15 protein-coding genes are annotated in these 14,564 nt (G+C 43.3%); 11 read left to right on the plus strand and 4 right to left on the minus strand.

Annotated elements, in window-relative coordinates; translation table 11 throughout:
- Positions 1-6 precede the first annotated feature (6 nt).
- Entirely contained in the window at positions 7-1,281 is a 1,275-nt protein-coding gene (locus HCZ42_RS11995) for an L-cysteine desulfidase family protein (protein ID WP_167420923.1), read from the minus strand.
- 512 nt (positions 1,282-1,793) lie between these two features.
- Between HCZ42_RS11995 and HCZ42_RS12000 the strand changes: the two genes are divergently transcribed.
- Together HCZ42_RS12000 and radC are read left to right on the plus strand one after the other, a co-directional pair.
- Entirely contained in the window at positions 1,794-3,050 is a 1,257-nt protein-coding gene (locus HCZ42_RS12000) for an amino acid permease (RefSeq protein WP_167421002.1), read from the plus strand.
- Between the two features lie 502 nt (positions 3,051-3,552).
- Complete coding sequence (radC, locus tag HCZ42_RS12010) at positions 3,553-4,032, plus strand: RadC family protein (RefSeq protein WP_167421003.1); 480 nt, start codon at positions 3,553-3,555, stop codon at positions 4,030-4,032.
- Positions 4,033-4,063: 31 nt separating this feature from the next.
- On the opposite strand, the gene HCZ42_RS12015 is transcribed toward radC, so the two are convergent.
- Genes HCZ42_RS12015 through HCZ42_RS12025 form a run of 3 tightly spaced genes read right to left on the minus strand, consistent with a single transcriptional unit; the run spans position 4,064 to position 5,718 of the window.
- The gene (locus HCZ42_RS12015; protein WP_167420924.1) at positions 4,064-4,498 is read right to left on the minus strand and encodes a hypothetical protein; all 435 of its coding nucleotides are present in this window, start codon (positions 4,496-4,498) and stop codon (positions 4,064-4,066) included.
- Between the two features lie 9 nt (positions 4,499-4,507).
- On the minus strand, positions 4,508-5,212 hold the full coding sequence (stbB, locus tag HCZ42_RS12020) for a StbB family protein (protein ID WP_167420925.1): 705 nt from the start codon (positions 5,210-5,212) through the stop codon (positions 4,508-4,510).
- A complete protein-coding gene (locus HCZ42_RS12025) occupies positions 5,203-5,718 on the minus strand; it encodes a hypothetical protein (RefSeq protein WP_167420926.1) in 516 nt (171 codons plus the stop codon). The genes stbB and HCZ42_RS12025 overlap by 10 nt, the downstream gene beginning before the upstream one ends.
- 353 nt (positions 5,719-6,071) lie before the next feature.
- Between HCZ42_RS12025 and mobC the strand changes: the two genes are divergently transcribed.
- The 9 genes from mobC (at position 6,072) to HCZ42_RS12065 (ending at position 14,499) form a co-directional block, all read left to right on the plus strand.
- Positions 6,072-6,302, plus strand: coding sequence for a plasmid mobilization relaxosome protein MobC (gene mobC / locus HCZ42_RS12030; RefSeq protein WP_254868952.1), 231 nt, complete (start codon positions 6,072-6,074; stop codon positions 6,300-6,302).
- Positions 6,296-7,642, plus strand: coding sequence for a hypothetical protein (locus HCZ42_RS21845; protein WP_254868953.1), 1,347 nt, complete (start codon positions 6,296-6,298; stop codon positions 7,640-7,642). Before mobC ends, HCZ42_RS21845 begins: the two co-directional genes overlap by 7 nt.
- Positions 7,626-8,723: an LPD7 domain-containing protein gene (locus tag HCZ42_RS22110; protein ID WP_368484187.1), complete on the plus strand. Its 1,098-nt coding sequence runs from the start codon at positions 7,626-7,628 to the stop codon at positions 8,721-8,723. Before HCZ42_RS21845 ends, HCZ42_RS22110 begins: the two co-directional genes overlap by 17 nt.
- A 394-nt stretch (positions 8,724-9,117) precedes the next feature.
- The gene (locus HCZ42_RS12040) at positions 9,118-9,987 is read left to right on the plus strand and encodes a hypothetical protein (protein WP_167420928.1); all 870 of its coding nucleotides are present in this window, start codon (positions 9,118-9,120) and stop codon (positions 9,985-9,987) included.
- 52 nt (positions 9,988-10,039) lie between these two features.
- Positions 10,040-10,378: a hypothetical protein gene (locus tag HCZ42_RS12045; protein ID WP_167420929.1), complete on the plus strand. Its 339-nt coding sequence runs from the start codon at positions 10,040-10,042 to the stop codon at positions 10,376-10,378.
- A 209-nt stretch (positions 10,379-10,587) separates the two neighbouring features.
- Positions 10,588-11,025, plus strand: a complete 438-nt coding sequence (locus tag HCZ42_RS12050) for a cytochrome c oxidase assembly factor Coa1 family protein (RefSeq protein ID WP_217702293.1) — start codon at positions 10,588-10,590, stop codon at positions 11,023-11,025.
- Positions 11,026-11,433: 408 nt separating this feature from the next.
- Complete coding sequence (locus HCZ42_RS12055) at positions 11,434-12,669, plus strand: aminotransferase class V-fold PLP-dependent enzyme (protein ID WP_167420930.1); 1,236 nt, start codon at positions 11,434-11,436, stop codon at positions 12,667-12,669.
- Positions 12,653-13,486, plus strand: coding sequence for an HAD-IIB family hydrolase (locus HCZ42_RS12060; RefSeq protein ID WP_167420931.1), 834 nt, complete (start codon positions 12,653-12,655; stop codon positions 13,484-13,486). The genes HCZ42_RS12055 and HCZ42_RS12060 overlap by 17 nt, the downstream gene beginning before the upstream one ends.
- Positions 13,483-14,499 (plus strand): Gfo/Idh/MocA family protein, encoded by a 1,017-nt coding sequence (locus HCZ42_RS12065; protein WP_167420932.1) that lies wholly within the window; start codon positions 13,483-13,485, stop codon positions 14,497-14,499. The genes HCZ42_RS12060 and HCZ42_RS12065 overlap by 4 nt, the downstream gene beginning before the upstream one ends.
- Positions 14,500-14,564: the final 65 nt, after the last annotated feature.

Below are 14,564 nucleotides of genomic sequence, written 5' to 3' on the forward strand. Positions count from 1 at the left end.
ATTGTTTTAAGCTGACATGATTTCGATAATGGTTGAGTCAGTTGTTCTCATGCCATTACTTACCATCGAGCCAACATTTTTAATGGTTTGCTCCACTTCGTTGGCAACGATCCCTTGACCTGATACAGAGCTGTTACGCAATGCCATCATAAAGGAACGAGCGGCAGTCGTTGAGGAAGTACATACTTTCATTGCACAGGAAGATTTTGCCCCATCACAAACCATGCCCGAAGTATCGCTAATTACGTTCTGAATGGCATAACAGGATTGCTCGAAAGTGCCTCCCGCGAGATAGACCATGGCCATTGCAGCTGCTGAGCTCGTCACTGTGTTACCACAAAATGCTGATAGAGGAGGATAATGCGATTTGATGTATATTGCACCTAGATGGCTCATAATTAGTGCGCGAGCCAACTGTTCTTCTGAGCATTTAAAAAAATCTGCGGTCACAACGACAGGAAGTGTGGCGGCGATACCTTGATTGCCACTACCAAAGTTACTCATCGCAGGTAGTGTCGCTCCCCCCATGCGCGCATCAGATGCAGCCGATGTGATCATTTGAATGTTGGTCATCAAGTCTTCAGAGAGAAGGCCGGATTTCACGTTTTCTTTGATGGTGCGACCAATCTCCAAGCCATATCGATTCTTTAAACCTTCATTGGATAGGTTTTGATTGAGAACCGCGGAGTCCAAAATGAAAGAGATGTCGTCGAACTCGGCATTCAAAGCGAAGTCGTAGATTTTCTCGATTGAGACATCGATACCCTTACAAACAGAGTCTGTTTCAATCGAGTCTTCTTTTTTCAACTGGTAGGTCATCATGCCGTTAAGATATTTCGTCACAACATTGGTGTGGCCACCGCTTATTGTCACAACGGATGTGCTGTGCTCATAAGTAGCTACAACCGAGCAATAGATGAACTCTTCAGCGGCGATACGGTGAATCTTTACTTTGCCTGCATCAATAAGTGCTTGAGCCTTCTCAACGTCAGCGGCAGAGATATCGGCTAACACCTCCAAACCAGCGTCTGCGTTTCCACCGATGGCACCAGATGCCGCGGCGATAGGGAGACCAATTCTCCTTGTTCCTGGTACATATACGCCCATGGAGTTTTTGTAGAGATTATCGGACACAAAAACGTCAATAGCGTCCGGTGTAATGCCAAGTTCCTTCGCTGCGACAGCTGACGCAAACGCCGCTGATATTGGTTCAGTACATCCTAGTGCAGGTTTAACAACCTGCTTAATAATGCCGATGTACTGTTGCCATTCTTTTTTCATGATTAACCTCGTTAAGCTTTGTGAGCTACGGCTGCTAGTTCTGCCGAAACATCAAGTGGAAGATCGTTAACTGCGCAACATCTACGAACAGGGCAACTGGTTTTGAAGATGTCAAAATCGGGCCTTTTAATGCCGCCATGTGATACTGGCTAGTTGTTTTTGGTGTTTTGCTTTAGCGAATTACTTCTTTTTATCAAATTATAAATTTCTCAAATATTTTTTAGTTTTTTGGGTTTGCTTGAATTTTTAACCACATGTTTGTTCAAAAATATTATCAAATATATTTGATAAAAATAGCATAAATAAGCTAAAAGTAAGCTCAAAATCACATTTACATCTGTTTAAATGATCGGCATTCCAAAAAAATATGAATTTTATATGGATAGGTTGTTGTTTGGTTTCTGCTCAAATATATTTGAGTAAACCACCAACAAGAGAATGTCAAAATGACGGAAAGCGTAGAGGCTCTAAGCCCAAAAACACAGAAACAACCAGTTCACGAAAAAGCTCGTATGACCCACTCTGAGTGGAGCGAAGCCATAAAGTTTGATTCAACAGATATTGGCTGGATTATTATGTCAATTGGCATGGCAATCGGTGCCGGGATTGTTTTTCTACCTGTTAAAGTCGGCGTCTTGGGGCTTTGGGTCTTTTTGGCATCCGCGATCATCGGCTATCCCGCGATGTACCTTTTTCAAAAGCTTTTCATCAACACCCTTTCCGAGTCGCCTAAGTGCCAAGACTACGCAGGTGTGATTTCAGGATATCTAGGGAATAAGTGGGGGGCATTCCTTGGTGGGCTGTACTTCATCATGATAGTGATTTGGATGTTCGTTTACTCAACCGCGATGACAAATGATAGTGCTTCTTTCCTCCAGAGCTTTGGAGTAACCGACGGGGTGTTGTCTGATAATCCGTTCTATGGGTTGGCTTTGGTGATTGCGCTGGTGGCGGTGGCGTCCAGAGGTGAGCAGCTTCTTTTCAAAGTGAGTTCGGGCTTGGTTTTGGTCAAGTTAGGTACAGTTGCTCTGCTTGGATTGATGATGGTTAGCCGTTGGGATACTGGGAACATTGGTGACGTTCCTACATTGGCTGCGTCTTGGAAGGATGTTATCGAACTTCTGCCTTTTACGCTGACTTCAATTTTGTTTATTCAGTCGCTAAGCCCAATGGTGATCTCTTACCGTTCTCGAGAAAAATCGATTGAAGTCGCTCGTCATAAAGCAATGCGTTCAATGAACATCGCTTTCGGGATCTTGTTTATAACGGTATTTTTCTATGCTATCTCGTTCACGCTGGCTATGTCGCACGAGCAGGCGCTCATCGCGCAAGAGCAAAACATTTCGGCGCTGGCAATGGTTGCTTCGAGCATGGACGGTGCAACACTCAAACTGCTCAGCCTTACTTTGAACATCTTCTCGGTAATCACTGCATTCTTCGGTGTTTACTTAGGTTTCCGTGATTCCTGCCAGGGTCTAGTGATGATGGCTCTTAAGAAAGTCATGCCAGAAGACAAGATAAACCCGAAATCGGTAGCCAAAGGCATCAGCCTTGCTGCGATTTGTTTAGCTTGGGGGGCTATTGTTCTGAATTTGCCAGTCCTTAGCTTCACATCAATCTGTAGCCCAATCTTTGGTATGATTGGTTGCTTGATCCCAGCTTATCTGGTCTACAAAGTACCGTCTCTTCATAAGTACAAAGGTATATCTTTATACTTAATTATCGGAACTGGTTTGCTACTTTGCGTATCACCGTTTATGGCATTCTGATCCGACTTGATCAGAGGTGATACGTTTTAACCAAAACGCTCGAAGTACTTCATCGGGCGTTTTATAGTTCATAGCCGCGAATGAAAGATCTTTCGCTTCTGTCTGTTAAGTGTCTGGTAAATCGCGTCCTACCTTTTCATCAGTCATTCGTTTCCTTAGTGATTTTCCCTATCGGCTTGCTACTTCCTGTTAACCATCCTCAAATCAGAGCCTGATCTGCAAGGTAGGGCAGAGCCGCTTCGCGCCCTTGCAGATAAGAACCATGTTTGAGGTCTGGACAGTCAGGCGACGACGAAGATGAAAATGCACTCGATAAGGAAACATAGCCATGACTGACTCAAACGTAGACCACTCAACCATCACTAATCAGCCACAAGCGACTAAGTTCTCGAACTTAGCGTCGAAAGCTTCCTCTAAAGATGAGTTTTCAAAGCCTTTTCAAGAGAACCACCAACTGATAAATACCCAATTGGCTGAATGTCAAACCATCGGGCTATCGAAAATGCCGAGTGGTTACGCGGATACTGCTTTGTTTACGGCTGACGAACAAACCGTGTTAGCTGCCGCAGCAGACATTCTTCACTCAAAGTTGTTCATCAGCGAACAACCCGCGCTGACATCTCCGGATGTGGTGAAAAATTATTGCCGTTTCTCATTAGCGGCAAAGGAGCATGAAGTATTCGGTGTTATTTTTCTGGATAACCAGCATCGAGTACGCGCATCAACTGAACTGTTCAATGGTACGGTCGACGCGGCTTCGGTCTATCCACGTGAAGTGGTGAAGAAGGCGCTTGCTGAGAATGCCGCTGCAGTGATCTTTTATCATAATCACCCATCGGGCATGGCGGAACCGAGCCAAGCTGACCGACGGATCACTCGGCGCCTAATTGATGCGCTGGCCTTAGTTGATATCAAAGTCCTCGATCACTTTGTTGTGTCCTTTGAAGAGACGGTGTCCTTTGCAGAAAGGGGGTGGATGTAACACAAGGCCGCTAAAGCGGCCTGTTGCTTGATTACAAGATAAACGCGAGCAAATAAAAGATCCCACCAATAACACTGCCGGTTAACAGAGCGACAGTAAGCGAGTGGATGAAAATTAGCCTCTTATACTCGCAGATCGTTTCTACAATCTTTTGTTCAATGGTATCGAGTTGTTGCACATATCGTGACGACAACCGCTTGTCTAAGGATTCCACGTACGCTTGTTGTTGCTCGCTTTGACAGGCACAGAATACTTGGTGATGTTGGTTGATCGCATCACGTAGTTGTCTCGTGTGATGCTCGACCTCACTGGTGATATCCAGTACGCGATTAATCTTTTGCTGAAATGCTGCATCGTACTCGCGAGGTACCGTCTTGAGAGCCTCTGACAACGAGCTTATTTCTTCTCGCAACTCATGCAGTTCCATCACCGTCAGCTCTTTTGTTACGGCGGCTAGGTTTGTCATTGGGTGGCCTTAATCGTCGTTCAGCTTAAGAGCTGAAAAGGCCATGTCGAGCTCGTCGTTGAACCCATTGACCAGTTGATGTGCGGAGCGCTCAAAAGAGAGGATACCGCGTTGCTCTTTTGAATCATTTTGCTTAATTAGGGCGCGGTAGTCTCTGTTATCGTTTAATATTTCTGCAAACGGCCGATCTATTTTGGCCAGTAAATCAAAAACCGTCGATTGGAACACCGTGGGGTAGCTATCGAGTGAAATGCAGGCTGGTAAGCCGCTTAGGAACTCCGCATATTCTTTCGTGACAGCAAGCTTCTTACTTGCCATGTTAAACACCACTTTAATTCGCTCTGGTTCAATACCGAGGGCCATCAAACTGTCTATTGTACTGACAGAATCAATTTGTTGTTTATTCGAAGGTGCAACAGGGATAAGAAAGTAGTCAATGCTTTCATGGCTATTCTTAAACTCCTCCATTTTGAGTAAGAAGCTTTCTATATTGGAAGAACCCACATCAACAATAGAGCAGTCATGCTCATCCATTTTTCTTAGGATATCTTCAAAGAGATCTGCGGAAAAGCGTTCCTGATCAGTACCGTCTGAGTTAATGGTTTCGACTTTAATGATCTGGGCGTTGTTCAGCCTTGGTTTCAAGAGAATGTTACACAGTGTTGATTTACCCACGTTACCAGAGTTGTTTATGACAGCAATGTTCAAATACATGATTGTTTCCTTCTCATTTTACGTTGTCGGTATTCTGAGATCCGTTTACTTAACTGCACGGTGTTGGGGCAATGCCAACTGTTTACTTCATCGGGGGTCAAGTCAGTGTGGGTGACGGCGTTTAGTAAGTAGTCGTTGTTGACCCCTGCCGCCATCCAAGCAGCATCAGAGTAAATTTGGACCATGGACGTAGAAGGAGACTCAGTTTTGTAACGATTCGGTTGACCGGACAGGACGGTGGTGTGCGGTTGTAGCGCGTGAATCGGTATGTCACCTTGGTCGTTTGCGCGTTTCTTTTTCGCTCGGTAGATCAAATCATGAAAATGTTTGAGTGAAATAGGGTTCTCACAATGTTCCAGCAGTTTTTTATAACTTACGCCATAAGTACTTAATACTTCAATATTAGTTAAGTTTGAACTGATGATGCTCTGTTTACTTTGGATGCTCAGTGCCAGTTGCGCTTTTAATTTATTTGCCGTTTCATTTAATAAATTATGAATGTCCATCCGCATGCCTTATGCAAGATAAATACAAGGAAAGTGCAAGATAAATGCTAGGTATAGGTTCTGGTATTTAATTATTTAAAGCTTATTTCTTCTAAGTTGCAATATAACTGCAAGAGATTGTTAGGTCACTTTAACCTAATTAAATTCGACAGGCACGTTGTCGAATGTATACATTCGAGTGCCAAGGGGATAATATCCCCTTAAACCCCTGCAACTCTACGAGTTAATTTATGGATAGAGAAAAGGCGACTATTCACATTCAAACAAGATTGACACCTTCAGAATATAAACCGTTTAAAAAGGTTATAGACACGTTTGGTGTTAATAGGGCGGATCTTTTTCGTAGAGTGATATTGTCGAACGAGAATAACCTAGTCGAAGTGGGTGGTTCAAACCAAATTACTGAGGCGCAACAGCGCGTAGTTTATCTGGCAAACCAAACCTCAAACAACATTAACCAAATCGCCAGAAAGCTAAACCAAGCCTACCTTGGTGGGGTAGTAAGCGAACGACTCTACCTACGAATGATGAACGAATTGATTGGGGTTCGCTTGGCTTTTGAAAAAGGGATGGACAAGTGTTAGTTCGCGTTCGTGGCGGCAAAGATGGCATTGCTGAATACTTACGAGATGGCTTGAAATCCAATCGAGACATGCACCGTGACCAAATGGATAAAGTCATATGCATTGACGGCGATTTATCTCTGACTGATACCATTATTAAGTCAATGGCAAAAACGGACAATCCGGAAAACTATTTAAGTTTTGCAGAACGAGATATCAGTGAAGCGACAATGAGAGCCGTGTATGACCAGTTCAAAAACGAGTTAATGTCTGCTTATGTAAGTCAGGAGTTTAATCTTTACGCGGAGATTCATTTTCCTAAGATTAAATCCTATCAAGACAAAAGTAGCGGAGCTATGGTTGAGCGTTTCCCTCACGTTCATGTCGTAATGCCTAAGAAAAACCTACTTAATGCTAAGAATCTTAATCCGTTTGGTTTTTACAAGTCACATGAACATTATATTCAAGCGATTCAAGAGAAAATTAATTATCAATATAATTTGATTTCGCCGAGGGACAATCAACGCTTATTGAACGTCGACGATGGCCATTTGTTGGCACGTTATAAAGGTGATCACTTCAACGGGGCAAACGCTACACTGAAACGCGAGTTGTTTGATGTGATTCAAACAAAGAACATCGTCAGCATGTCGGCGTTCAAACAAGAGTTGAATCACTACGGTGACGTGTCGGTAGGAAAGGCGGGGACGCCCGATGCATACCTGAAGATAAAGCCACATGGAGCCACTCGCAATGTCCGTCTGACCGACCCGTGTTTTTGTGCAGATTTTATTGAGCAACGCATACTAAAGCGTGAGAAACCGAGTGAGAGACAGGTTAACCGTTTGGTTGAGGAGTGGATGAACAGCAAATCACACGAAGTTAAGTATATTCACTCGGCTGCGCCTAAATTGCGTGAGCAATACAAGGCATTGCCGACTCAACTCAAAAGGGTATTTCTAGATGAGCAGCGAGAGCGATATTACCAACAATATGACCTTAGCTCGGGGATTCGATTTGTCGAACAAAAGCGAGCAAGCCAACGGAATTTTTCAGCGAACGGATGGGCGTATCATCGAAAGCTTGGTGTTGAACGAGGCATCCCAAGAGGATTTGCCGACATCCCCAACGGCTTGCCAAGTCTGTCCCAACGCAATGTGGCTCGAACAGGACGAGCACGGCGAGATTGTGCTAGAGAACTATTGCCTGATCATGCACCGCATCATTTGGCAATCGAGCAATCCCATCGAAGTTCTCAATTGCGATGGTCTTGTCATGAACCTCGACGACGAGTAGCGCGTTTTGGGGATCACAGACCCCCCATCACCGAATACGACGCTATATGTGTGGCGGCGCCTTAAAGCCAAGGAGCAGTACAACAAAAGCTATGTGGTGCAACTATTCGATACCTTCCAAGTCCGCCAACAAGAGCAAAATGAGTTGGGCCGTTTTCATACCATTCGACACAACTTGAAAGCCGAACCCTTACTGTCCCATCTCGTAATCTCTCACGGTTTAGTGAGCGAACAATACCGCCACTTTAGCGCTAAAGACGGTTCAACACGCATCAGAGTAGGTAACCGTGCTTATAACGTCAGTGACTTTTGCACGCAGCACATGGGACTGAGTTGGGATGAAACCAAAGTTATCTTAAAAGAGACGTACAGTCTGCAAAGACGACAGCTTGTTCAACAGCAACAGGCTCGTCAAGAGCAACAAGCTGTCAATTCCATAGTGTTTGTTAGCAATAGGAGCGCTCATCGGTGGCGCGGAGTGTCCCCTATTGAGGCGTCAATCCGATTGCTCAGGCACTTACAACATAAAGAGCAAATTGGAGAGGTACTTATGTCGTTAAATGAACTTGAACGCTACCGCTCCCCTGAGCCAAAAGATAATACGATTTTGGCTGCCCACAGGGAGTTTAGCGCAGTAGCAAGCGCCAAACAGATCACGAAAGCGAGAGAAATCGCCGCGCAGCTCACGCTAACTATGAATGATCTGGTTGCCAGTAAAAATGAGGCGAAACAGTATGTGGACTTTTCAGATAAGAACACAGGCAAGAAGCTGTTTCGAGACGATGGTGAGAAAATTGTCATGTATCACCGACAGGCTGATATTAATCACACGGCCGTTGCACTGACGTTGGCGGCAGAAAAGTTTGGGGTGGTGAAAATCATTGGGACGAAAGAGTTTAAGCAACAAGTGCTCGATGTGGCGGTGAATAAGGACTTAGCCATCGTATTCGCTGATAAGAAAATGGAAGCCGAGTTTATTCGGCGCAAGCAAGCACTGAGACTACCTCCAAATACTGAGCTGGCTAATGCTTTATGTGCAAATAAAGAAAAGGCTCAAAAGGAATCTAGGCAGCGAGTCGGTGATGGACAACAACCTTTTTGTATTAAAGAAGAGCGCCGTAAAGCTGTAAAGATGGTGAGCAAGTAAGTATTTCAGGTTGAAAAGTCATACTTCTAACATAAGGCGAATGTATTTTATTAATTTATAAATAAAGATAATTTTTGTATGTCATTATTTAAATGTGATTTTTACCGAAAATAACATGATGAATACGTTGGCGTGAGAGCAATTAAGGGACGGATTAAAACACCTAGATATGCGTCGTAAGCTTATTTTTTCTTGTTCTTGCGGATTATTTTGTCATTGAAGTTCCGCTAGTGATGAAGGTGTAAATATTATATTTATGCCTTCATAATAATTCTTGATTTAAATGTTTGTGCATATTGATTTAGTATCGTTTTTATTTAAGACGATATTAAATCTTTTCTCATGCGTCTTGTGTTTCTAATTCCTAGGCTTACCTGAATATTGAGTGAATCGTATGTTTTTGAAAGTTTTTGGTAGTCTAGTATTAGGTATCATGGCCTCGCAAGCTTATGCGATACAATTTAATTATGACTCGCTAGGGCGGTTAATCAAAAGCCAGTTGTCGAAAGAAGAAGCAAATGCAACACTAATGCAGGTTTATTATGGACATGACGCTGCCTCCAATATTGTTAAAGTGACTAATGAGCCCGAAGGTAAACTGCCGTCGGGAGTAACACTAAGCTTCCAACAAAAAACAACCCAAAATTTCTCTCAACTGGCTTTACAGTGGCAAACGTCAGTAGACGCGCCAGGGATTATTTATGATCTCTATTTGTCTGAGGACCCATATCCGACCCTATACAAAAGCAATTTAATCACGACCGCACTCACCCTAGATATGTACGAAGCGGATAAACCACTGTATGTCCAAGTGATTGCTAGGGATTACTACGGCGCACAAGTGGCTTCAGAAATTCAAAAATTACTCCCTTTAGACAGTGACGGCGATTCGATCCCTGATCATATCGAGATACCAAGTTGTACCAACCACTTAAGCAACGATTCTGATGGTGATGGGCTCATTGATGATCTCGAAGCTGGGTTTGGATCAGAAACGGCTCTGTCCAATCCTTGTAGCAGTGACACTGATAGCGACGGTGTTGACGATGGGTTCGAACATCAACAAGGGTGGGATCTGCAACAACCCGATACTTCAACGGTGAATGAAGAGGGGGTCAGTCACTGGTCTCAATACGTTAAAGCCAGCGCGCAGAAAGCGGCCGAACAGGGGATTGCTGTTGTCGAAGGTGAGCGTGTGTTGGATGTGGTTGGCAAGCCAGCATTCGCCTACACGGGGTTGCTCCTGCCGGTGATGCATCAATGACGATGATGTACTGTCTTTCAGTTTTATGTTCTACCCGGGTGCAGGCGGTGGAATGGTAATAGGATATAACCCCAATACAAACAAGTTTTTTGGCAAACTTCATGCGGGTGTGGGAGTAGGCTTAGGATGGGGGTATGACCCTTTGGATACTGGTAATGCGAATAAACAGCGACCATGTGCCGATTCTAGGTGGAGTATGGGCTCAGAGGTTAACTGGGGAATAAATTATGGGCAAATTGGCATTGGAGCCAACAGCAAGACCAATTTTGGAGATGGTTTGAAAGGAAATCCTAATGATCTCCTAAATCCCAAAATACAGTTTGATGGATTAAGTGAATCCAAAAAATGGGGTGGCTCAATAGACGCAGGTTTGTATATAGAACTTAACTGAACTACAGATACTTAATGGTTTGATTTTATGAATAAGTTACATTGTGAGAAAGAATAAATGAATGATAAAACAGAGATTCCAGAAGAAATAAAAGGTTGGAACTGGGGAGCATTTTTACTCAGTTGGATATGGGGAATTGGGAATGGTACATATATTTCCTTTTTGATATTTGTACCAGTGTTTAATATCTTTTTTATTTTTTTCTAGGATTGAAAGGCAATGAGTGGGCATGGGCCAATAGACATTGGGAAGATGTTGAACATTTTAAATCAGTACAAAAAAAGTGGCGGAATGCAGGTTTTATATTTTTTCTTTCTTTTCCATTATTGATATGCGGCATTTTACTTCTAATCAAAGGTGAATTATATGATTTATCTATTAAGGAAATTAAAAATAATCCAAAGGTAATAGAGTTAGTTGGAGACAACTTAAAACCAGAGTTAATAGTTTTTGGTGAGATACACTATCGCGACTCAGGGGCTGAAGGTAGGTTAAATTATACGATCAAAGGTTCAAAAGGAGAGGCTAGAGTATATGTGTATGGCGTTAAAGTGCTTGATAGATGGGAATTGAAAGAGCTTTGGTTAGTAGAAGAAGGCAAAGATCAAAAGTTTGATTTGTTAGAAAATAGCAAATCTAACTTATAATGTATGTCCATTATTCTTAGATGAGGCCAAAGAAGCTGTACTTTAAATCTGTTAATTCAGTCAAACAAAGTGATGTTATAACGCTTTAACCTATTAATAATACTAAGTAATTCGATGCGCCATAGAGTTAACTATTAAAACTCTACGATAATTTGTAATTGAATCCATAAAATAAGTCAATAGAAATGCAAAGTAAAAATAATAAGTATAAGAGTTAAACTTCTGGTGCTAGGTCATGTTTGTATGCATTTCACTAATTTAAAAATAAAAATTAATCATACATATAACAATGAAAGTGTGACTTGTTACGAAAATACTTGGGCGTAAATAATGTGATACTACTCGTGAAAAAATCATCGTCGTGTTGTGTGTTTTTAATCGGGCCTCAATCAAATAGAGGAATTTTTTATGAAAAAAATAGACGATGTGAGCACAGTCAATGAATTGGTATTCAGTGCGTTAACGGAGAATGATCTACAGGAGTGGTTTCAAGATATTTACTACAGAATCAACGACGAACATGAATATGACGATTCCGGAAATATCGCATTTCTGCCTCTCTCTAGACTGAATTCACGTCAAGAACGGCTGGAGTGCCGAGACATTCTTTCAGATGTTATTGACAGCGGTTTTTTTACCAGCGGTCCTTATATCGGGGAAATAGAAGAGAGATTAAGAAGCTTTTATGATGCACATACATGTATTGCTACCAGTAGTGGCACTGATGCGTTAATAATTGCCCTGAAATCGATCGGTGTTGGTCCTGGAGATGAAGTCATCGTTCCTCTGAACTCCTTCGCGGCAACAGAAAACTCGGTGATGGCTGTTGGTGCTGTGCCTGTGTTTGCGAATATTGATACGTCTTTCAATATGCTTCCTGATGAAATAGAGCGGCTCAGGACGCCCAGAACAAAGGCTGTATTACCAGTATGTCTTTATGGTTCGTGCCAGCATATTCGAGCGACTTACCGCGTTGCCCACGAAGCCAATATTTCCGTGATTATAGACGCCGCCCAGTGCTTCGGAATTCGCTCGCTGATTAATCACTGCGATCTGCTGAGTCTGAGCTTCAACCCATATAAAAACATAGGGACTTTCGGTAAATCCGGTGCGGTGTTAACCCGTTCTGCTGTGCTTGCGCGCCTAGCAAGGCAATATTCTTATCATGGGTTCGCCGAAGGTAAAAAGAACAAAAAAGCCCAAGACTGGGGATTGAATAGCCGCATGGATAACATGCAGGCTGCCACGCTTAGTGTCAAACTCCGACATTTTGATAACAATGCAAAAAAACGATGCCTACTTGCAGCCCGTTATTATCTGTTATTGGCTGATTTGTGCCATAAAATATCACTTCCGTCTGAGAAAAATGAAAACACATGGCATCTTTTCCCTATTTTGCTCCGCGAGGGAGATCGTGCTTCTTTGTTTGGTTTTGCAAGTGAAAGGGGAGTTGAGTTAGACATTTACTACCCGAGCCTTTCACATAGTGGAGAACATCCACTGGCAATAGGATACTCTTGTCCAGAACAGTTTAGTGCCTCTGAAAGAATTCATTCTGCATTGTTCCACCTTCCTCTGCATAACCATATGTCATTTCAAGAACAGAACTCGATCAGTGAGGTGCTACATGACTATTTTCAATGAAAAATTGCCAGCTGAATTTCCTCTCCCGGCAGTGATTCGGACAGTTGTGTGTTGCGATCTGGATGAAACCTATATACCCACAGCGTGTGATGACAAGCTTCTGGGAGGGGTTGCCGAATTGGAATCCTACATTGAGTCCAGTGCAGAAAAGAAAGGAATTCTATTGGGTTGGGTCACTGGAACAAATTTGGCTTCGGCATGGCGAAAATCCCGAGATTATATTTCACGAAGTCCCCATTTTATCTGCTGCAGCCTTGGTACCGAATTTTACTGGGTTAGAAATGGTAGGCTCTGTCCCTCTAAAACGTGGTCAGAACGGATACACCAGTCAGGCTACAGTCGTGAGAAGGTCGACAGTATAGTCTGTATTCTGCTGGAAAAGGGTATGCCGTTGCGGAAACAACCTGAGGATTATCAAGGCCCCTATAAAGTCAGTTACTACTACCCTGAAGGACCAACAATGTCTAACGATTTTGCTTATATCCAGGCGTTAGCTGATGAACGAAGGGTGCGTGTCGTTTTCACCCGTTGCAACCCTGCTGCGGGAGATCCAACTGATTGTTATGATGTCGAATTTATCCCTTTAAGTTGTGGCAAGGATCAGGCGGTGGCCTTTCTTATGGAAGAAACCACACTTCCTAAAGAAGCTATTCTCGCCTTTGGTGATAGTGCGAATGATTTCGCGATGTTTGCTCAGGCAGGGAAAGGTTATCTGGTAGAAAACGCCGACCCATTTGCAATTAAGCAGCACGGCAGCAGCCTGGAAGGAGCTTATTGCCATGGGATACTGAACGTACTGAAGAAGCTACAAGAATGATAATTGGAATTGTAGGTTGTGGTAGTATTGCCCGCGCACATGTCCGTGCGCTTTGCCTTAATGAGCTGGTTACTGGGTTAGCTTTATTTGATGTCAATAAAGATAACGTACGACAGCTAAGCAAAATCTGCACCCTGCCAGTAAGTCGTTGCAAAGACCTGAAGCGACTCGCGGAGGTGAGTCAGGGATTTGTAATCTGTACGCCAAACCATCTTCATGTCAGCGTCGCGGAAGAGATACTTCGTTACAAACCAATTCCATTTGTGTGCGAAAAACCGCTTTCATCAGACCTAAGTTCTGCTTTATATCTTCAGGAAATCGCCCCGAAAGGCAGCATTGTTTCTTTTAATTATCGGTACAACCGAGTTATCGATACGATGAGGCAACTGATAAATGAGCGCGAATTAGGGGAACTGCACTTCTTCTCAGCAGAGTTTAACAAAAATTCTACACTAACTCGTCACCACTTGACTTGGCGTGACTCTGCGCTTCAGGGCAAGAGCAGTGGTGCGTTGGGCGATCTCTCTTGTCATCTTTTGGATTTGTTCTGTTTTATGGGAGCTAGCCCGATTGTGGTTAACCGAATCAGGACGGCGAAAGGAACCCGAGTAGGAGCAAAATCAGACGGTTTGGTTGAAGTGGATGACAACGGCTATGTGATGGGCTGCTCAGAGAAAGGGGCTTATTTTAGAGTTCATGCCAGTAAATCTGACACAGGAAAAGAGCTGGGATTACACATGCAGCTCGTATTTGAAAAAGGCGAACTCAGATATTCCACTCTTCATGAGAACAGCCTCTTTCTGAGCTTGTTTAATGAAACTGGTACAGAAACTGTTGGTTTCGACGACGCAAAGCGTTTGCCTGATCCTCCTAGAGAGTTACCGTTTTGGTCTGATTCATTTATCCATCTCCACGAAGAATGGTGTGGTTCTATTAAACATGGTCGAACCACCTCTAAACTGGCAGACCTGTCGTTGGGTATTCACATACAGGAAATCATCGAGGCATTCTGACATGGACACCATTCTGTTAACTGGGCTGTTGTTAACCAAGCATTGTTTATAGCGCAGGCTTTAGC

It is taken from the genome of Vibrio hepatarius, from assembly GCF_011806575.1.
GTDB lineage: Bacteria > Pseudomonadota > Gammaproteobacteria > Enterobacterales > Vibrionaceae > Vibrio > Vibrio hepatarius_A.

What these genes read in the sequence shown, in the direction of transcription:
- HCZ42_RS12060 (WP_167420931.1), top strand. Translation starts at nt 12,653, where the DNA reads ATGACTATTTTCAATGAAAAATTGCCAGCTGAATTTCCTCTCCCGGCA.
- HCZ42_RS12055 (WP_167420930.1), top strand. Translation starts at nt 11,434, where the DNA reads ATGAAAAAAATAGACGATGTGAGCACAGTCAATGAATTGGTATTCAGT.
- HCZ42_RS12040 (WP_167420928.1), top strand. Translation starts at nt 9,118, where the DNA reads ATGTTTTTGAAAGTTTTTGGTAGTCTAGTATTAGGTATCATGGCCTCG.
- radC (WP_167421003.1), top strand. Translation starts at nt 3,553, where the DNA reads ATGCCGAGTGGTTACGCGGATACTGCTTTGTTTACGGCTGACGAACAA.
- HCZ42_RS12065 (WP_167420932.1), top strand. Translation starts at nt 13,483, where the DNA reads ATGATAATTGGAATTGTAGGTTGTGGTAGTATTGCCCGCGCACATGTC.
- HCZ42_RS12000 (WP_167421002.1), top strand. Translation starts at nt 1,794, where the DNA reads ATGACCCACTCTGAGTGGAGCGAAGCCATAAAGTTTGATTCAACAGAT.
- stbB (WP_167420925.1), bottom strand. Translation starts at nt 5,212, where the DNA reads ATGTATTTGAACATTGCTGTCATAAACAACTCTGGTAACGTGGGTAAA.
- HCZ42_RS11995 (WP_167420923.1), bottom strand. Translation starts at nt 1,281, where the DNA reads ATGAAAAAAGAATGGCAACAGTACATCGGCATTATTAAGCAGGTTGTT.
- HCZ42_RS12045 (WP_167420929.1), top strand. Translation starts at nt 10,040, where the DNA reads ATGGTAATAGGATATAACCCCAATACAAACAAGTTTTTTGGCAAACTT.
- HCZ42_RS12015 (WP_167420924.1), bottom strand. Translation starts at nt 4,498, where the DNA reads ATGACAAACCTAGCCGCCGTAACAAAAGAGCTGACGGTGATGGAACTG.
- HCZ42_RS12025 (WP_167420926.1), bottom strand. Translation starts at nt 5,718, where the DNA reads ATGGACATTCATAATTTATTAAATGAAACGGCAAATAAATTAAAAGCG.